Genomic DNA, 18053 nt, shown 5'->3' with positions numbered 1-18053 from the left:
AACCCGCCACATGACCACGCTGTCGAACGGATTCACCCGGGCGCTGCTCGGCCCCCGGGACCCGGTCCTCGACGCCATCCTGCACCGCTCGCTGGCGGCCGCCGGGCTGCCCACGATCCAGGTCGACGACAACACCGGCCGGCTGCTCCGACTGCTGACCGAGCTGCACCGGCCGCGCCATGTCATCGAGATCGGCACCCTGTTCGGGTACTCCACCGTGCACATCGCGCGGGGGCTCCCGCCCGGCGGTACCGTCACCACCCTGGAGGTGGACCCCGAGGCGGCGCGCGTAGCGGCGGAGAACTTCGCCCTGGCCGGCGTCGCGGACCGGGTGACCGTCGTGGTGGGCGACGCCGTCGACCATCTCGCCACGGTGGCACCGGAAAGCGTCGGCATGCTCTTCATCGACGCCGACAAGAAGTCCTACCCGCGCTACCTCGCCCACGGCTTCCCGCTCCTCGAACCCGGCGGACTGCTCGTCGCCGACGACGTCCTCGCCCTCGGCGACTACGGCGCCGAGTCCCCGGACCAGCCCACGGACGCCCGCGAGGTGGCCGCCCTGACCGCGTACACCCGTGCCGTCGGCCGCAGTCCACGGCTCCTGTCGGCGTTCGCGGGCACCGAGAACGGCCTGCTGATCAGCCGGAAGGAGCGCCGATGACCGGCCGGCGCGCGCTGGTCACCGGCGCCTGCAAGGGACTCGGCCGGTACCTCGCCGCGAGCCTGGCGGCCGAGGGCTGGGACGTGACCGGCGTCGGCCGCTGTCCCGAGGAGCGCGTCCCGGCCGTGCCGGGCGTCACCTATCTCCAGGCGGACCTGTCCCGTCCCCAGGCCGCCACCGCCCTGTCCGGGCGGCTCGATCCCGCCCTGGACCTGGTCGTGCACTGCGCCGTGGCCTATCCGCCCGCCCGGCCGTCCGGGCCCGTGCCGCGCGACCTGGAGGAGGTGTTCCGCGTCAACGCCTTCGCCCCCTACCTCCTCGCGCTGGACCTGCTGGCACGCAAACCCGCGGACCGGTTCTGCTCCCACGTCGTCGTCAACTCCGAAGCCATCTACGGAGCCGACGACCACTCGGCGGTCTACGCCGCCAGCAAGGCGGCGCTGCGCGTGCTCACGGCCGGACTGGCCGCCGGGTGCCGGTCCGCGGGCGCCGCCGTGGCGACGCTGCTGCTCGGCCCGCTGGCGGACCGCGCCAAACTCGCGGAGGCCGAGACGGTCGCGGCGCGCAAGGGGCTCCCGGCGTCCGACGTCGTACGGCTGTTCCTGCGCAGATCGAACCCGAACCTGGTGATCGACGAGTTCATCGACTACGCGTCCTGCCTCCGCAGCGTCCGGTACCTCGCCGAACTGGGCCCGACGGCCAACGGCATGCTCTGCAAGCTGGACGGCGGATCGTCGGGATCGCTGGTCTGACGTGGCACAGAGGGAGACGACCACATGATCGACCCGTCCCGGCAGATCGTCCTGGGCAACGACGTGCAGCAGCAGTACGCGGAACTCAAGCACGAGCTGGACGCGGCGATGTCGCGGGTGATCGCGGACGGCCGGCTCGTCCTCGGCCCGGCGGTCCAGGAGTTCGAGCGCGACTTCGCGGCCTTCTGCGGTACGCCGTACGCCCTCGGCGTCGGCACCTGCACGGACGCCCTGTTCATGGCATTGACCGCGCTGGGTGTCGGCCGCGGCGACGAGGTGATCACCTCGCCGGTCACCTTCGTCGCGACCGTCTCCGCGATCGTGCGCACCGGGGCGACACCGGTCTTCGCCGACATCGACCCCGCCTCGTTCACCCTCGACGCGTCCGCCGTTGCGGACGCGTACACGGAGCGGACGAGGGCGATCGTGCCGGTCCACCTGTTCGGGCTGACCGCGGACATGGACCCGCTGCTGGAGGACGCCCGCCGCGTGGGAGCGGCGGTCGTCGAGGACGCCGCCCAGGCCGTCGGCGCGGCGTACTGGGGCAGGCCCGCGGGCTCCTTCGGTGACGCGGCGGTGTTCTCGTTCTTCCCGACGAAGAACCTCGGCTGCTACGGGGACGGCGGCGCCGTCGTCACCGGCGACCCGGCGCTGCACGCCCGGATCGGCAGGCTCCGGGAGCACGGCTTCGAGCCCGACGGCTATGTCGCCGTGGAGGAGGGCGGCATCAACTCCCGCCTCGACTGCGTCCAGGCCGCCGTCCTGTCGGTGAAGATGCGCACCCTGCGGCAGGACATCGCCCGGCGCATCGCGGTCGCCGCCCGCTACGACGAACTCCTCCGGGACACCGGCATCCGGACCCCCGAGGTCCCGGTCGGCCGGACGCACGCGTTCCACCAGTACACGGTCACCGTGCCGGGCGGACCTGAGCACCGGGACGAGACCCTGGCATACCTGCGGAAGAACGGCGTCGACGCCCGGGTCTTCTACGGGCGACTGGTCCCGCACCAGCCCGCGATGGCCGCGTACGCGGGGGCGCCGGGCCGGTGGCCGGCGGCGGAGAGGTACGCGGACCACGCCCTCTCACTGCCCTGCCACCCACGCCTGACGGCCGATCAGCAGAGCTACGTGTGCGCACTGTTGAAACGCCGGTACTGACGGGCACCGACCCGAAACGACGCGCAGAACCCGACGTGAAGAACGCGACCCGCAGAACCCGAAGCGCAGAACCCGACGTGAAGAACGCGACCCGCAGAACCCGACGTGAAGAACCCGACACGAAGAAGGAGCCGGTGGATGACCGAGATCAGGGAATGTGAGCGCAGCGCCCTCGACTTCGACGAGTTCTTCGCGGTCTTCTGGAGGCAGCGGCCGCTGTTCGTCCGGGGCGGGGCCGAAGCCTTCCTCGGCCGTTCCTGGTCCCCCGACCAGTTCGCCGCCGCCCGCACCCGGGCGCTGGCACAGGACGCCGGCGCGGTGACCGAACGCCCGGACGAGGTCACGTTCATCGAGCGGGTCTCCGCCTTCGACACCGACCTGGCCGAGCGCGCCGAGGAGTTCGCCCGCCGCTTCGGCGCGCCCCGGGCCTGGTTCGACACCGTGCGCACCCACGGCGCGGACGGGATCGGCGCCCACTTCGACCACAGCGACAACTTCGTGCTCCAGCAGACCGGTACGAAGCAGTGGTCGCTCGCGGCACCGCACCACATCCGGGCCGAGACCAGGGCCCGGCGCATGATGGACGTCCCCGGCGTCGGCAGCCACGCCCTGCCGGACGCCGAGGTACTGACCTTCCAGGTGCGGCCGGGAGACCTGCTGTACATCCCGGTCCTCTGGCTGCACTCGGGACTCTCCGAGGCGGATTCCCTGAGCCTGTCCCTGGTCTGCCCCGCGGTGTCGCTGCACTCGGCGGTCCTGCCGTTCCTCGCGCAGGTCGCCAGGGGCCGTGCCGTCGGCCACCAGGTGGTGCCTGCCTTCCACGCCCACATGTCCGACGCGGCGCGGGCCGAGGCCCAGGAGACCCTGCGACGGGCGACCCTGGTGCTCCTGGAGCGCCTGACGACCGGGGACCTCCTGGCCGCCACCCTGCGCCTACAGGCGGAGCACCTGACCCGGCAGGCCGTCTGACGTGGCTCACTACAGCAGGATCTGCAAGGTGGTCGTCGATGTGCCCGCGGCCGACCACGACCGCGTCGCGGCCTTCTGGGGAGCCGCCGCGGGCGCACCCACCGCGGTGGTCCCCGACTCGCCCGAGTACCTGAGCGCGTCGCTGCGCAGCCCCCGCATGTGGCTGTACTTCCAGCGCCTCGACTCGGCGGAGAGCGGCCCCCGGGTCCACCTGGACATCCACACCGACGACGTGGAGGCCGAGGTGACGCGACTGGAACGACTGGGGGCGGCACGTGTGCGGCGCGTCCACTCCTGGTGGGTCATGCGCGACCCGGCGGGACTCCTGTTCTGCGTCATCCCGCATCCCCCCGGCAACCTCGACGACAGCAACGCACACCGCTGGGAATGACGTTCCCGGCGGTGCCTGTGCGAAGCCGCGCTCAGGGTACGCATAGGATGACCCCGATGCGCCCCACCGAGCTGACCGCCGAGCGACCGCCCCACCGGCGGTGGCGCGCGCTGCTCGTACTGGGTGTGCTGGCCGGGCTGCTGGGCATGCACGCGCTGGCACCCGGTGGCCTCATGGGAGCCCACGACGGTCACGGTCGTGCCGTCCCCGCCACGGCGGTCATGGTCGTGGCCTACGACGGCTGCGCCGGTGACGACGGTCACTGCGGCGGCGGCCACGCACATCACGCCGACGCGACCTGCGCCTCCGGTGCGCTGAGCGGCGGACCGGCGCTGCCCGCGCCGGCCCCCGACCCGGTGCACGTGCCCGTGCCCGCGCGCACCGCCCTCTCCCGCCAGGCCACGGCACCGGACGGCGCCCGCGCGCCGCCCGACCTGGCCGAACTCCAACTCCTGCGGATCTAGAGGCACCCGAGCCGGCCGTGCGCAGCGCGGCGGCCGTGCTCCCGCGTGCCCATTCACCGCCATCGCAGGAGATTCAGCATGACCACCACACGTACCCGTGCCGTCCTCGTCGCGCTCACGGCGACCGCCGCCCTCGCCCTCACCGCGTGCGGCAGCGGCGACGACAGCGCGGGCACCACGCACGCGTCCCCCTCGGCGGCGGCCGGCGGCACCGCCTCCGCCTCCGCCGGCGCGCACAACGCGCAGGACGTGTCCTTCGCCCAGGCCATGATCCCGCACCACCAGCAGGCCCTGGAGATGGCCTCCCTCGCCGCCGACCGCGCCTCCTCCGCCCAGGTGAAGGACCTCGCCGGCCGGATCGAGAAGGCCCAGGACCCGGAGATCGACACCATGACGGGCTGGCTGAAGGCCTGGGGCGAGGACGTGCCCATGGCGGGCATGGACCACAGCGGTCACAGCGGCATGGCCGGGATGATGTCCGACAAGGACATGACCATGCTGAAGCAGGCCAAGGGGACGGACTTCGACAAGATGTTCCTGACCATGATGGTCCAGCACCACCAGGGCGCGGTGGAGATGGCCGGCACCGAGCAGGCCAAGGGCGCGTACGCCCCGGCCACGAGCATGGCCGGCTCCATCGTCACCGGGCAGAACGCCGAGATCAAGGAGATGAACAAGCTCCTCGGCAAGGGCTGAGCAGCAGCGGCGGCCGCGCCCACCGGCGCGGCCGCCGTCCGCTCAGAGTGCCAGCACCTTCTCCAACGACGCCAGCGCGGACCGCAGTTCGTCCGCCGTGACGGTCAGCGGCGGGGCCAGCCGGATGGTGGAGCCGTGGGTGTCCTTGACCAGCACGCCCTCGTGCATCAGACGTTCGCTGATCTCCCGCCCGGTGCCGATCGCCGGGTCCACGTCGACGCCCGCCCACAGTCCGCGCGCCCGGAAGCCGACCACCCCCCTGCCGACCAGCTCCGCGAGGCCGTCCCGCAGGACCACGCCGAGCTCGGCCGCCCGGCGCTGGAACTCACCGCCCTCCAGCAGCTCCACCACCGCCGTGCCGACCGCCGCGGCGAGCGGGTTGCCGCCGAACGTCGAGCCGTGCTCGCCCGGGTGCAGCACGCTCATCACCTCCCGCCGGGCCACCACCGCCGACACCGGCACGATCCCGCCGCCCAGCGCCTTGCCCAGCAGCAGCACGTCCGGGACGACGTCCTCGTGGTCGACGGCGAGGGTACGCCCGGTGCGGCCGAGCCCTGACTGGATCTCGTCGGCGACGAACAGGCAGCCCGCCCGCCGGGTCAGCTCCCGGACGCCGGTCAGATAGCCGTCGTCGGGGATCAGCACGCCGGCCTCGCCCTGGATGGGCTCGATGAGGACCGCCGCGGTCGTCTCGTCGACCGCCGCCTCCAGTGCCGCCAGGTCGTTGTACGGCACGACCCGGAAGCCCGGCGTGAAGGGGCCGAAGCCCGCGCGGGCGGTCTCGTCCGTGGAGAAGCTGACGATCGTGGTCGTACGGCCGTGGAAGTTGTCCGCGGCGACGACGATCGTGGCGCGGTCGGCGGGGACGCCCTTCACGTCGTAGGCCCACTTGCGGGCCACCTTGATGCCGCTCTCCACCGCCTCCGCGCCGGTGTTCATCGGCAGCACCATGTCCAGCCCGGTCAACTGGGCGAGGCGTTCGGCGAATTCGGCGAGCCGGTCGTTGTGGAAGGCACGGGAGGTGAGGGTCAGCCGGTCGAGCTGGCGGTGCGCGGCCTCGATCAGGACGGGGTGGCGGTGGCCGAAGTTGAGCGCCGAGTAGCCGGCCAGCATGTCGAGGTAACGGCGGCCCTCGACGTCCTCCACCCAGGCGCCCTCGGCCTGGGCCACGACGACGGGCAGCGGGTGGTAGTTGTGCGCGAGGACCGGCTCCTCCGCCCTGATCAGTCCGGCGGACGAGCGCGTGCGTGCGGGTGCGGTCATGTGTGGGATCTCCTGGTCCTCAGCGGATTTCCTGGGTGCAGCACTTGATGCCGCCGCCGGCCTTGTGGAACTCGGACAGGTCGACGGGGACCGGCTCGTAGCCCTGGTCGGCGAGCCGGCCGGCCAGCGCCTCGGCCTGCGGTGCGATGAAGACGTGGCGGCCGTCGGAGACCGAGTTCAGGCCCCAGGCCAGCGCGTCGTCGCGGGTGGCGAGCACCGCGTCCGGGTAGAGCCGGCGCAGCACCTCGCGGCTGCCCGCCGAGAAGGCCTCCGGGTAGTACACGACGTTCTCCTCGTCGAGGACGAACAGCGCGGTGTCCAGGTGGTAGAAGTACGGGTCCACCAGCGTCAGGCTGATCACCGGGTGGCCGAAGAACTCCTGCGCCTCCCGGTGCGCCTCGCGGGACGTCCGGAAGCCGGTACCGGCCAGCAGGTACCGGCCCGTCCACACCAGGTCGCCCTCGCCCTCGACCACCGAACCGGGACGGTGCACGGCGTAGCCCGCGGTCTTGAACCACAGGTCGTAGTGGCCCGACTCGGGGCGCCGCTCGGGGGCGTGGAACAGCGAGCCGAAGACCCGCCCGCCGACGACCACCGCCGAGTTGGCGGCGAAGACCATGTCGGGCAGGCCGGGGACCGGCTCCAGCCGGTCCACGCTGTGGCCGCGGGCACGATAGGCGTCGATCAGCGCCGTCCACTGCTCCCGGGCCAGATCGACGTCGACCCTGGTGTCGGGGTTCATCCAGGGATTGATCGCGTACTGCACGGCGAAATGTCTGGGTTCGCAGACAAGGAAGCGCCTGAGGCGCGGCACACGGCTTTCGGACACAGAGGGGTTCCTCCGCTTTCCCACGGTGTCGACTGAGGGTTGACACCAAGGTAGAAAGCGTCGGATACGGGCGACAAGAAACAAATGCTGCGCGTTCACGCAGGAATGCTGCGTCTCCGGTCGTACAAACGCAGCGTCGGTGCGTTTACTCCGGGGCCGCGACCGTCGCGCCGGCCTCCGGGCTCTCCGGCAGCAGGTGCGACAGCACCATCACGCTGATCGTCTTGCGGATGAACGGCTCGACCCGGATCCGCTCCAGGACCTCCTCGAAGTGGTCCACGTCCCGGGCCCGGACGTGCAGCAGCGCGTCCGCGCCGCCGGTCACCGTCATGGCCGCGGTGATCTCCGGATGGTTGCGCACCACCTCCGCGAGCCGCCGGGGCGGCGCCGCGCCCTCGCAGTACACCTCGACGTACGCCTCCGTGCGCCAGCCGAGCGCCGACGGCTTCACGGTGGCCGTGAACCCGGTGATCACACCGGTCTCGCGCAGTCGGTCGACCCGCCGTTTCACGGCCGTCGCAGAGAGCCCGACGGCCGCGCCGATCTCGGCGAAACTGGTCCGCGCGTTCGCCATCAGCGCGGTGGTGATCTTCCGGTCGAGATCGTCGAAGGAGGCGGTGCCGCTGTTCATGTGCGCACTGTAACCACGGAGAACGGCACTTCGGGAACACCACCTCAGCCGGTTCGTCCGCCGCGAACGTCCACGTCCACGACATGTCCAGCGCCCCGCTCCGCCGCCTACACTCCGTTCATGCTGCGCGCTCTCGCCGTCGACGACGAACGCCCCTCGCTGGAGGAGCTCCTCTACCTGCTGCACGCCGATCCGCGCATCGGCAGCGTCGAGGGCGCCGCGGACGCCACCGAGGCGCTGCGCCGCATCACCCGCGCCCTGGAGTCCGGACCGCAGGGCCCCGAAGCCGTCGACGTCGTCTTCCTGGACGTCCAGATGCCCGGCCTGGACGGACTGGAGATGGCCCGCCTGCTCACCGGCTTCGCCCGGCCGCCGCTGGTCGTCTTCGTGACCGCCCACGAGGACTTCGCGGTCAGGGCCTTCGACCTCAAGGCGGTCGACTACGTCCTGAAGCCCGTCCGCAAGGAACGCCTGGCGGAGGCGGTACGGCGGGTCGCCGAACTGCGCGGCGCGGCACCCCGGATACCCGTGCACGAACCCGACCCCGACCACATCCCGGTCGAACTCGGCGGAGTCACACGGTTCGTGGCCGTCGACGACATCACCCACGTCGAGGCCCAGGGCGACTACGCCCGGCTCCACACCGACCGCGGCAGCCACCTCGTCCGCATCCCGCTGTCCACCCTGGAGGACCGCTGGCGCTCCCGTGGCTTCGTCCGCATCCACCGCCGCCACCTCGTCGCCCTCCGCCACATCGGCGAACTCCGCCTGGACGCCGGCACGGTGAGCGTCCTCGTCGGCGGCGAGGAACTCCAGGTCAGCCGGCGCCACACGCGCGAGCTGCGGGACCTGCTGATGAGGAGGGTCTGACCGTGCCCAGCGACCCCGTGGAACGCCGGGTCACCGTCACCGGACCACCCCGCCGCAGCCGCCGTACCTCGGGCTACTACCGGCCGCGCACCGAGATCGACGAGCAGACCACCCTCGGCCACACCTACGTCCGTTCCCTCATGCGCTCCCAACTCCGCGTCGCCCTACTCGTGTTCGCGGTACTCGTGCTGCTCGTCGGACCGCTCCCGCTGGTCTTCGCGGCCGCCCCCGAGGCCCGCCGCCTGGAGTGGCTGGTGCTCGGCTTCTGCCTCTACGCCCCGCTGATCCTGCTCGCCCGCTGGTACGTGCGCCGCGCCGAACGCAACGAGCAGGACTTCGTCCGCCTCGTCGAGGACCGATGAACTCCCGCCGCGCCGAGGTGAGATGAACTCCAGCTACGCCGTACCCGCCGTCGCCCTGGTCGTCGTCGCGACCGTCCTCGTCGGCGCCTTCGGCCTGCGCATCTCCCGGACCACCTCCGACTTCTACGTCGCCTCACGCACCGTCGGACCACGCCTCAACGCGGCCGCGATCAGCGGCGAATACCTCTCCGCCGCCTCCTTCCTGGGCATCGCCGGACTCGTCCTCGTCCAGGGCCCCGACATGCTCTGGTACCCGGTCGGCTACACCGCCGGCTACCTCGTCCTGCTCCTGTTCGTCGCGGCCCCGCTGCGCCGCTCCGGCGCCTACACCCTGCCCGACTTCGCCGAGGCCCGGCTCGCCTCGCAGCCGGTGCGACGGCTCGCCGGGGCCTTCGTCGTCGGCGTCGGCTGGCTCTACCTGCTGCCCCAGCTCCAGGGCGCCGGACTCACGCTGACGGTCCTCACCGGCGCCCCCGACGTGCTCGGCGGACTCATCGTGGCCGTCGTGGTGGTGGCCACGGTCGCCGTCGGCGGCATGCGCAGCATCACCTTCGTGCAGGCCTTCCAGTACTGGCTGAAACTCACCGCCCTGCTGGTCCCCGCCCTCTTCCTCGTCCTCGCCTGGCAGGGCGCCGGCGCCCCCACCCACGCCTTCGACGAACCGGCCGCCTTCCGCGACCGGCGCACCGTCGACGTCCAGGACACCCTGGCCGTCCGGCTCGACCGCCCCCTGACCGTCACCGTCTCCGGCACCGTCGACGGCCACGCCCACCACGCCGGCAGGGTCACCCTCCCCGAGGGCACCCACCGCATCGCCGCCGGCACCCGGCTGACCTTCGCCAAGGGCACCCGGGTGCCCGCCACCGACCGGGGCACCAACGGCGGCATGTCCACCTCGCTCGCCGAGAGCCGCGAGGAACGCCCGTTGTACGCCACGTACGGGCTGATCCTCGCCACCTTCCTCGGCACCATGGGGCTGCCCCATGTCGTGGTCCGCTTCTACACCAGCCCGCACGGCGTCGCCGCCCGCCGCACCACCGTCGCCGTCCTCGCCCTGATCGGCCTCTTCTACCTGCTGCCACCCGTGTACGGCGCCCTCGGCCGCCTCTACACCCCCGAACTGACCCTCACCGGGGACGCGGACGCCGCCGTCCTGCTGCTGCCGGACCGGGTCGTCGGCGGTCTCGGCGGCGAACTGCTCGGCGCGCTGGTGGCGGGCGGCGCCTTCGCCGCGTTCCTCTCCACCGCCTCCGGACTGACCATGGCGGTCGCCGGCGTCCTCACCCAGGACGTCCTGCCGTCCCGCGGCGTCCGGCACTTCAGGCTCGGGACGGTACTGGCGATGGCCGTACCGCTCGCCGCCGGAGTCCTGGTCGGCGGCCTGCCGGTCGCCGACGCGGTCGGCCTCGCCTTCGCCGTGTCCGCGTCCTCCTTCTGCCCGCTGCTGGTCCTCGGCATCTGGTGGCGACGGCTGACCCCGCCCGGCGCCGCCGCCGGGATGCTGGTCGGCGGCGGCTCGGCGTTCTGCGCGGTGGCCGCGACGATGGCCGACTTCCCGGGCACCGGCAACCTGCACGCGCTGCTCGCCTGGCCGGCCCTCTGGTCGGTGCCGCTGGGCTTCCTCACCATGATCGCGGTGTCCCTGGCGACCGCGAGCCGGGTACCGCCCGGGACGGCCGCTGTCCTGGCCCGCTTCCACCTCCCGGAAGAGCTGCGCGCGGAGGTCAAGGCGTGACCGGTTTCCTGGCGGGCCTGTGCGTGGCCGTCCTGCCGCTGCTGGCCGCCGGTTTCTGGCTCGGGCGCCGCACCGCACGCCCCGAGAGCCTCGGCGGCCTGGGCACCCCCGTCGAGCACGCCACCTTCGAGACCCTGCACACCGCGTCCCTCGCCGCGCCCCCGCTCCGGGCGGGCCTCACCGAGGAGACCGCCCGCCGCTCGGCACGACGGCTGCGCACCCTGCTCGGCACCGACGCCCTCTGCCTCACCGACCACGAGAACCTGCTGGTCTGGGACGGCGTCGGCGGCCACCACCGCGCCGAGATCCTGGAGCGCCTCGCGGGGCCGCTGGACTCCGGCCGCGGCGAGGCCTTCCGGCTGCACTGCGAGACCCCGGACTGTCCCGTCCGCTGGGCCGTGATCACCCCGCTCACCGTCGACGACCGGGTGCACGGCACCCTGGTCGCCTGCGCCCCGCGCGAGTCCGCCGTCCTGGTCCGCGCGGCCGGCGAGGTCGCCCGCTGGGTCAGCGTCCAGCTGGAACTGGCCGACCTGGACCGCTCCCGGACCCGGCTCATCGAGGCCGAGATCCGCGCCCTGCGCGCCCAGATCTCCCCGCACTTCATCTTCAACTCGCTCGCGGTGATCGCCTCGTTCGTGCGCACCGACCCCGAACGCGCCCGTGAGCTGCTCCTGGAGTTCGCCGACTTCACCCGCTACTCGTTCCGCAGGCACGGCGACTTCACCACCCTCGCCGACGAGCTGCACGCCATCGACCACTACCTGGCACTGGTCCGGGCCCGGTTCGGCGACCGGCTCACGGTCACCCTCCAGATCGCCCCCGAGGTGCTGCCGGTCACCCTGCCCTTCCTCTGCCTCCAGCCGCTCGTGGAGAACGCCGTCAAGCACGGCCTGGAGGGCAAGACCGGCACCTGCCACATCCAGATCACCGCCCAGGACGCGGGCGCCGAGGCGCTGGTCGTCATCGAGGACGACGGCGCCGGCATGGACCCGGCACTGCTGCGCCGGATCCTCGCCGGCGAGCTCAGCCCGTCCGGCGGCATCGGCCTGTCCAACGTCGACGACCGGCTCCGCCAGGTCTACGGCGACGACCACGGCCTCGTCATCGAGACCGCGGTCGGCGCGGGCATGAAGATCACCGCCAGGCTGCCCAAGTACCAGCCCGGGGTGCACCAGGCCGCCCGTCTCGCGACGGACTGACCGGTCAGTTGCTCTGCTGGGTCATCACCATCGCCAGGGTGAGCAGTCCCAGCACCACCCACCCGAACCACAGCCAGCCGTTGCTGCCGAGCGCCACCGTGTACGCCGTCACCACCACCAGGCCGCCCAGGGTGAGGACCCCCATCGCCTTGGTGGAACCGTTCGAACCGTTCGTAGAACCGGGCATCGCGGCAGCCTCCTCGTGGTCCGTCCCCTCCATGGTGCCCCGGTTCAGCCCTCGCGGGCGTTCAGTGAGGCCAGATACGCGTTGTACGCCTCCAGCTCCTTGTCGCCGTCCCGGTCGGCGGCCCGGTCCGTACGGCGGGCCTGGCGCTGCTCGGAGCCGTACCACTGGAACAGCAGCGCGACCAGGACCAGCACGGACGGGATCTCACTGAACGCCCAGGCGATCCCGCCGGCCGCGTTCTGGTCGGCGAGCGCGTCGATGCCGAGCGAGGCGGGCGGGTTCCTGAACGTCTCCACCATCGGCTCGGACGCCATCATCAGCGCGATGCCGAAGAACGCGTGGAACGGCATCCCGGCGAACAGCTCCAGCATCCGCATCAGGTGTCCCGGCCGGTGCGGCCCCGGGTCGACACCGATGATCGGCCAGAAGAAGACGACACCGACCGCGAGGAAGTGCACCATCATCGCGACGTGCCCGGCCCTCGAACCCATGAGGAAGTCGAACAGCGGGCTGAAGTAGAGCGCGTACAGGCTCGCGATGAACAGCGGGATCGTGAACGCGGGATGGGTGATCACCCGCATGTACCGGCTGTGCAGCAGCGCCAGCAACAGCTCACGGGGCCCCTTGCGGCCCTTGCCCGCGACGGGCAGCGCACGCAGCGCGAGCGTCACCGGGGCGCCCAGCAGGATGAAGATGGGCGACAGCATGCTGATGACCATGTGCTGCACCATGTGCACGCTGAACATGACCATCCCGTAGTCGTTCAGCCGGGTGCACATCACGAGCATGATGGTCAGCACACCCACCACGAACGACACCGTACGCCCCACGGACCACGCGTCCCCGCGCCGCCGCAGCCGCACCACACCCCATCCGTACAGCGCGAGCCCCGCGACACAGGCCACGAGGAAGAACGGATCCGCCGACCACACCAGCCCCCGCCCCAGCGTGAACGGCGGCAGATCCATGGTCATGCCGTGCCCGCTGTGCTCCATCCGGCGGCTCCTGATTCGTGGGGGGTTGTACGTTTACTGCCGCCCACAAGAGTAGAACCGCCCCCGACCGCGCTTGCGACCGGGGGCGAGTGTCCCTGCCTCTGGGGGCGCGGGGAACTGCGGGACAAGCCACACTCAGCCCGCACCCGGCAACGGATCAGCACCCCCTACGGCGCAGCCCCTACAGCACGGTCTCCGCCTCGTCGTACCGCTGCGCGGGAACCGTCTTCAGCGTCTCCACCGCCTCGGCCAACGGCACCATCACGATGTCGGTCCCCCGCAACGCGGTCATCCGGCCGAACTCCCCCCGGTGCACGGCCTCCACCGCATGCCACCCGAAGCGCGTCGCCAGCACCCGGTCGTACGCCGTGGGCGTCCCGCCCCGCTGCACGTGCCCGAGGATCACCGGCCGCGCCTCCTTGCCGAGCCGGTGCTCCAGCTCGACGGAGAGCTGCCGGGCGATCCCCGCGAACCGCTCGTGGCCGTAGATGTCCTTGCCGCCCTCGTCGAACTCCATGCTGCCGGCCTTCGGCTTCGCCCCCTCCGCCGCGACGACGATGGCGAACCGCTTCCCGGCCTCGAACCGCTCGCCGACCCGGCGGGCCAGTTCCTCGATGTCGAAGGGCCGCTCGGGTACGACGATGGCGTGGGCGCCCGCGGCCATGCCCGAGTGCAGGGCGATCCAGCCGGTGTGCCGGCCCATGACCTCGACGACGAGCACCCGCTGGTGGGACTCGGCGGTGGTCTTCAGCCGGTCGAGGGCCTCGGTCGCGACCCCCACGGCCGTGTCGAAGCCGAAGGTGACGTCGGTGACGGCGATGTCGTTGTCGATGGTCTTCGGGACGCCGACGACCGGCAGGCCCGCGTCCGACATCAGCCGGGCAGCCTTCAGCGTGCCCTCACCGCCGATCGGGATGATCGCGTCGAGGCCGAGCTCGGCGACATGGCCCTTCGCCCGCTCCACGCCGTCCCGCAGGTGCGAGGGCTGGACCCGGGAGGAGCCGAGGATGGTGCCGCCACGGGCCAGGATGCCGGCCACCGCGTCGAGGTCGAGCTTGAGGTAGTCGCATTCCAGGAGGCCCTTCCAGCCGTCCCGGAAACCGATGACCTCGTCGCCGTGGTCGGCGACGGCACGGTGGACGACGGACCGGATGACGGCGTTCAGGCCGGGGCAGTCGCCGCCGGACGTGAGGACACCAATGCGCATAGCCCGAAACAACCTTCTCCACGTGGGCCTGAGACCGGACCACGCTGTCCGGCTGACATCGCGGCCACCCTACCGGCGCAAGGGGGTCATTCCGTACCGGGCGTCCGCCTGCTGGACGCGCCTGCACATGTGAGCGGACACCCTGTCAGGCGGGCCCGGAACCGGACTCTCCGGTACAGCTCAGGCGGGCTGCTGGGCGGACGCGATGCGCTCGTTGCGGAGCGCGTCGTACCACCGGTCGTCGATCGGCGGCAGCGCGTTCACGTCGAGTGCCAGCTTCAGCAGCAGGTCGGCGATGAGCGGGTTGCGGGCGAGGACGGGCCCGTGCATGTACGTACCGAAGACGGTCTCGTTGTACGCACCCTCCGTCCCGTCCCCGGTGCCGTTGCCGCGGCCCAGCTGGACCCGGGCGAACGGGCGGGCGGTGGGGCCGAGCTGGGTGACGCCCTGGTGGTTCTCGAACCCGGTGAGCTGGGGCAGCCCCAGGCGCGGGTCGATGTCGCCGAGGACGTCACCGACGCACCGCTCCCCGGTGCCGCGGACGGTCGTGACGTCCAGCAGGCCGAGACCGGGCTCCCGCTGCCCCAGGTCGTTGATGAACTCGTGCCCGAGGATCTGGTAGCCGGCGCAGACGGAGAACACGATCGCGCCGTTCTCCACCGCCCGGTACAGGTGACCGTCACGGCGCAGCCGCTCGGCGGCGAGCCGCTGCGGACGGTCCTCGCCGCCGCCGATCAGGTAAATGTCGCCCGAGGTCGGGATCGGCTGGTCGCTGCGCACGTCCAGCCGGGCCACGTCGAGACCGCGCTGCCGGGCCCGGCGTTCGACGACGAGTGCGTTGCCCTGGTCGCCGTACGTGCTGAGCAGGTCCGGGTAGATCCACACCAGCCGCAGTTGGTTGTCGCTCATGAGGTGATCGTTCCTTCGGGGTCAGTCAGTTGCCGACGCGGCGGCGCAGGTCCTGGAACGCGGTGTAGTTCGCGATGACCTCGATACGGCCCGGCGGGCACATCTGCACGGCCTGGTCGAGGGAGTCGCACACCTGGAAGTGCTGGTTGGCGACCTCCAGACGCACGGCGAGGTCCAGCTTGCGGTCACCGAGCACGAAGATCGGGTGGCCGGTGAGGCGCGTGTAGTCCACGTCCCACAGCCAGGAGGTGTCGGTGCCGTCCGCGCCGCGCGCGTTCACCGAGAGGATCACCGGCGCCGGCGGCGGGTCGATCAACGAGAAGGTCTCGAGCCAGCCGGCCGGGTTCTTGGCGAGGAGCAGCCGCAGGTCCCGTCCCTGGAACTGCACGACGTCGTAGCGTCCCGCGACGGCCTGCACCTGGTACATCCGCTCCAGGGCGACCTGCGGCGGCACCCCGAAGACGGCGGCGACGGCGGCCGAGGAGGCCGCGTTCGCCTTGTTGGCGCGCCCCGGCAGCTGGAGGTGGATGGGCCAGGCGGACCCGTGCGGGTCGAGCACGTGGTCCCCGGACAGCACCCAGCTCGGGGTCGGCCGCCGGAACCCGCACTCACCGCAGAACCAGTCGTCGCCCGGGCGCTGCATCACGCCACCGCAGGACGGGCAGGACCAGGCGTCGTCCTTCCACATCTGCCCGGCGGCGACCCAGACCACGTTGGGGGAGGAGGACGCGGCCCACACCACCAGCGGGTCGTCGCAGTTCGCCACGATGACGGCCTTGGAGCCGGCCAGGCCCTCCCGCCAGTTCTCGGCGAGCATCCGGGTCTCGGCGGCGCGGTCGAGCTGGTCGCGGGAGAGGTTGAGCAGGGCGATGCACTTCGGGTCGGTGTCCCGGGCCACCCCGGCCAGGTACTTCTCGTCGACCTCGATGACGCCGAACTTGGACTCCGAGCCGCCCGCCAGCGCTGAGGTGATGCCGGCCGGCATGTTGGCCCCGAGCGCGTTGGACACGACCGGCCCGGCGGCCTTCAGCGCCTCGGCGATGAGCCGGGTGGTCGTCGTCTTGCCGTTCGTCGCCGAGACGAGCGTGACGTCCAGGTTCTGGGCGAGCCGGGCGAGTAGGTCGGGGTCGAGCTTGAGAGCGACCCGGCCACCGATCACGGATCCGCTGCCGCGCCCCGCTGCCCGCGATGCCGCCGCGACCGCCTTGCCCGCGGTCACGGCCAGCTTGGCCCGCGGCGTGAGCGGGTCCGAGTTGCCTGCCATCAGTTCTCGATCCTCCTTGCGTACGCGCCGCGCCTCAGCCATCCGGCAACGTGGTGTGAGGTAAGCCTATCGAGATCCGTTCGCACACCCGAATTCCGGCCCTCGCCTGCGCGGCGGGCGGGGGCTGATTCGAACCGTACCCTTGCGACCATGCGACACGGTTCCATTCCGGGCGCCCACGGGCGGGTCCGGCCCCTCACCCTGCTCGGCGACCCCGTCCTGCACGCCCGTTGCGCGGAGGTCACCGACTTCGGCCCGGAACTCTCCCGTCTGGTGGAGGACTTGTTCGCGACGATGTACGCGGCCGAGGGCGTGGGCCTCGCGGCCAACCAGGTGGGGGAGCCGCTGCGGGTGTTCGTGTACGACTGCCCCGACGACGAGGACGTCCGCCACCTGGGGCACGTGGTGAACCCGCGGCTGGTGGCGGTGGACGGCGTGACGCTGCGCGGCCCGGAGGGCTGCCTGTCCCTGCCGGGCCTGGAGGCGGGTACGGAACGCCACGACCACGCCGTGGTGGAGGGCTTCACGGCTCAGGGGGACCCGGTCACGATCCACGGCACGGGCTTCTTCGCGAGATGCCTCCAGCACGAGACCGACCACCTGGAGGGCCGCGTCTACGCCGACCACGTCACAGGCTGGCGCAAGCGCAGGCTGATGCGCCAGGTGGCCAGATCCTCTTGGCACCGGTGAGGTGACATACCCAGGGGCGCGACAAGCCCCCACCGGCGCTCAGCCGGAACTCAACCCCTCAGAACCCAGGACCCCCCACCTTGTCCCCCGCGGCCGCCAGACGCCCCCACAGAAGATCGGCCAGACTCTTGACCAACTCGTCTCGAGAACACGGCCGTTCCCCAAGCCACCAGTCCCCGGCCGCATGCATCATCCCGACGATCCCGTGCCCCCACACGCGGGCCAGCTGCTGACTGCTCGGCCCCAGATCCAGCCGGTCCTCGATGACCTGCGCCAGTTCCTCGCCCATCCTCCGCAGCAGCGGCGCCGAGTGCTTGCCGACGTCGAACCCCTGGTCCGCCCCGGTGCTGCCGTCCGCGGGGTGCATCAGGAACCGGTACACCTGGGGCCGCGCCTCGATCGCCGCGAGGTAGGTGTCCAGTGTCGCCTCGACCCGCTCACGGCGGTCCGCGGGCGCGTCCAGCGCCGCGCGCAGCGAGTTCAGCAGCGCGTCCGTGTGCCGCTTGGCCAGCGCCGCGTACAGTCCGCTCTTGTCGCCGAAGTGGCGATACAGGATCGGTTTGGTGATGCCGGCCTCCGCCGCGATCGCGTTCATGGAAGCCTGTGGGCCGTCGCGCAGCACCACCCGGTCGGCGGCCTCCAACAGCTCACGCCGTCGGCGGTCGGCGGACCGCTGCTGTTCGGTCCGCTGTGTGGTGTCCATGAGCTCTCCCCACCCCGTGCTGTTTCGGTGACGCCTGCGCAAACTAACACCTGACGGTCAGCCCGTCTCGAACTGGCTACCGAGGTGACCTTGGGAGTTGACTTTTCCTACTGAC

The 18053-nt window shown here is 71.8% G+C and carries 21 protein-coding genes; 12 read left to right on the top strand and 9 right to left on the bottom strand.

Features of this window, described 5'->3' with window-relative positions:
- Nucleotides 1-10 precede the first annotated feature (10 nt).
- The 7 genes from AAW13_RS31580 to AAW13_RS31550 all read left to right on the top strand — a co-directional run bounded on the left by AAW13_RS31580 (nt 11) and on the right by AAW13_RS31550 (nt 5091).
- Complete coding sequence (locus AAW13_RS31580) at nt 11-661, top strand: O-methyltransferase (protein WP_046729982.1); 651 nt, start codon at nt 11-13, stop codon at nt 659-661.
- Nucleotides 658-1413, top strand: coding sequence for an SDR family NAD(P)-dependent oxidoreductase (locus AAW13_RS31575; RefSeq protein WP_046729981.1), 756 nt, complete (start codon nt 658-660; stop codon nt 1411-1413). Before AAW13_RS31580 ends, AAW13_RS31575 begins: the two co-directional genes overlap by 4 nt.
- A 24-nt stretch (nt 1414-1437) precedes the next feature.
- Entirely contained in the window at nt 1438-2571 is a 1134-nt protein-coding gene (locus AAW13_RS31570) for a DegT/DnrJ/EryC1/StrS family aminotransferase (RefSeq protein WP_052768577.1), read from the top strand.
- A gap of 138 nt (nt 2572-2709) precedes the next feature.
- Complete coding sequence (locus tag AAW13_RS31565) at nt 2710-3540, top strand: JmjC domain-containing protein (RefSeq protein WP_046729980.1); 831 nt, start codon at nt 2710-2712, stop codon at nt 3538-3540.
- 1 nt (nt 3541) lies between these two features.
- Nucleotides 3542-3931 carry a VOC family protein gene (locus AAW13_RS31560; RefSeq protein WP_046729979.1) on the top strand — a complete coding sequence of 130 codons (390 nt, stop codon included), beginning with the start codon at nt 3542-3544 and terminating at the stop codon, nt 3929-3931.
- Nucleotides 3932-3987: 56 nt separating this feature from the next.
- Entirely contained in the window at nt 3988-4395 is a 408-nt protein-coding gene (locus tag AAW13_RS31555) for a DUF6153 family protein (RefSeq protein ID WP_046730071.1), read from the top strand.
- Nucleotides 4396-4473: 78 nt separating this feature from the next.
- On the top strand, nt 4474-5091 hold the full coding sequence (locus AAW13_RS31550) for a DUF305 domain-containing protein (protein WP_046729978.1): 618 nt from the start codon (nt 4474-4476) through the stop codon (nt 5089-5091).
- Between the two features lie 42 nt (nt 5092-5133).
- Here the strand turns inward: AAW13_RS31550 and rocD are convergent, their stop codons facing one another.
- The 3 genes from rocD to AAW13_RS31535 all read right to left on the bottom strand — a co-directional run bounded on the left by rocD (nt 5134) and on the right by AAW13_RS31535 (nt 7814).
- Entirely contained in the window at nt 5134-6354 is a 1221-nt protein-coding gene (rocD, locus tag AAW13_RS31545; protein ID WP_046729977.1) for an ornithine--oxo-acid transaminase, read from the bottom strand.
- A 19-nt stretch (nt 6355-6373) separates the two neighbouring features.
- Nucleotides 6374-7183: a dimethylargininase gene (ddaH, locus tag AAW13_RS31540; RefSeq protein ID WP_046729976.1), complete on the bottom strand. Its 810-nt coding sequence runs from the start codon at nt 7181-7183 to the stop codon at nt 6374-6376.
- A 145-nt stretch (nt 7184-7328) separates the two neighbouring features.
- Nucleotides 7329-7814 (bottom strand): Lrp/AsnC family transcriptional regulator, encoded by a 486-nt coding sequence (locus AAW13_RS31535; RefSeq protein ID WP_046729975.1) that lies wholly within the window; start codon nt 7812-7814, stop codon nt 7329-7331.
- Nucleotides 7815-7934: 120 nt separating this feature from the next.
- Here AAW13_RS31535 and AAW13_RS31530 point away from each other — a divergent pair, with 120 nt between their 5' ends.
- Genes AAW13_RS31530 through AAW13_RS31515 form a run of 4 tightly spaced genes read left to right on the top strand, consistent with a single transcriptional unit; the run spans nt 7935 to nt 11983 of the window.
- Nucleotides 7935-8684: a LytR/AlgR family response regulator transcription factor gene (locus AAW13_RS31530; RefSeq protein WP_046729974.1), complete on the top strand. Its 750-nt coding sequence runs from the start codon at nt 7935-7937 to the stop codon at nt 8682-8684.
- Nucleotides 8685-8686: 2 nt separating this feature from the next.
- Entirely contained in the window at nt 8687-9046 is a 360-nt protein-coding gene (locus AAW13_RS31525; protein ID WP_046729973.1) for a hypothetical protein, read from the top strand.
- A 22-nt stretch (nt 9047-9068) separates the two neighbouring features.
- Nucleotides 9069-10781 (top strand): sodium/solute symporter, encoded by a 1713-nt coding sequence (locus AAW13_RS31520; protein WP_046729972.1) that lies wholly within the window; start codon nt 9069-9071, stop codon nt 10779-10781.
- Entirely contained in the window at nt 10778-11983 is a 1206-nt protein-coding gene (locus AAW13_RS31515) for a sensor histidine kinase (protein ID WP_046729971.1), read from the top strand. The genes AAW13_RS31520 and AAW13_RS31515 overlap by 4 nt, the downstream gene beginning before the upstream one ends.
- Nucleotides 11984-11987: 4 nt before the next feature.
- Here the strand turns inward: AAW13_RS31515 and AAW13_RS31510 are convergent, their stop codons facing one another.
- From AAW13_RS31510 to AAW13_RS31490, 5 genes are all read right to left on the bottom strand, one after another.
- A complete protein-coding gene (locus tag AAW13_RS31510; RefSeq protein WP_046729970.1) occupies nt 11988-12170 on the bottom strand; it encodes a hypothetical protein in 183 nt (60 codons plus the stop codon).
- Between the two features lie 44 nt (nt 12171-12214).
- A complete protein-coding gene (locus AAW13_RS31505) occupies nt 12215-13165 on the bottom strand; it encodes a cytochrome c oxidase assembly protein (protein ID WP_046729969.1) in 951 nt (316 codons plus the stop codon).
- 181 nt (nt 13166-13346) lie between these two features.
- Nucleotides 13347-14372: a 6-phosphofructokinase gene (locus AAW13_RS31500; protein WP_046729968.1), complete on the bottom strand. Its 1026-nt coding sequence runs from the start codon at nt 14370-14372 to the stop codon at nt 13347-13349.
- 180 nt (nt 14373-14552) lie between these two features.
- Complete coding sequence (locus AAW13_RS31495) at nt 14553-15281, bottom strand: type 1 glutamine amidotransferase (RefSeq protein ID WP_046729967.1); 729 nt, start codon at nt 15279-15281, stop codon at nt 14553-14555.
- Nucleotides 15282-15306: 25 nt separating this feature from the next.
- Nucleotides 15307-16545 carry a MurT ligase domain-containing protein gene (locus AAW13_RS31490; RefSeq protein WP_046729966.1) on the bottom strand — a complete coding sequence of 413 codons (1239 nt, stop codon included), beginning with the start codon at nt 16543-16545 and terminating at the stop codon, nt 15307-15309.
- A gap of 150 nt (nt 16546-16695) precedes the next feature.
- Here AAW13_RS31490 and def point away from each other — a divergent pair, with 150 nt between their 5' ends.
- A complete protein-coding gene (def, locus tag AAW13_RS31485; protein ID WP_046729965.1) occupies nt 16696-17235 on the top strand; it encodes a peptide deformylase in 540 nt (179 codons plus the stop codon).
- Nucleotides 17236-17293: 58 nt separating this feature from the next.
- Here the strand turns inward: def and AAW13_RS31480 are convergent, their stop codons facing one another.
- Nucleotides 17294-17938 carry a TetR/AcrR family transcriptional regulator gene (locus AAW13_RS31480; protein WP_046729964.1) on the bottom strand — a complete coding sequence of 215 codons (645 nt, stop codon included), beginning with the start codon at nt 17936-17938 and terminating at the stop codon, nt 17294-17296.
- Between the last annotated feature and the right edge of the window lie 115 nt (nt 17939-18053).

The sequence above is a fragment of the Streptomyces humi genome (assembly GCF_001005085.2).
Lineage (GTDB): Bacteria > Actinomycetota > Actinomycetes > Streptomycetales > Streptomycetaceae > Streptomyces > Streptomyces humi.
The sequence above is the reverse complement of the archived record's forward strand: the minus strand, read 5'-3'. Positions and strand labels throughout refer to the sequence as shown.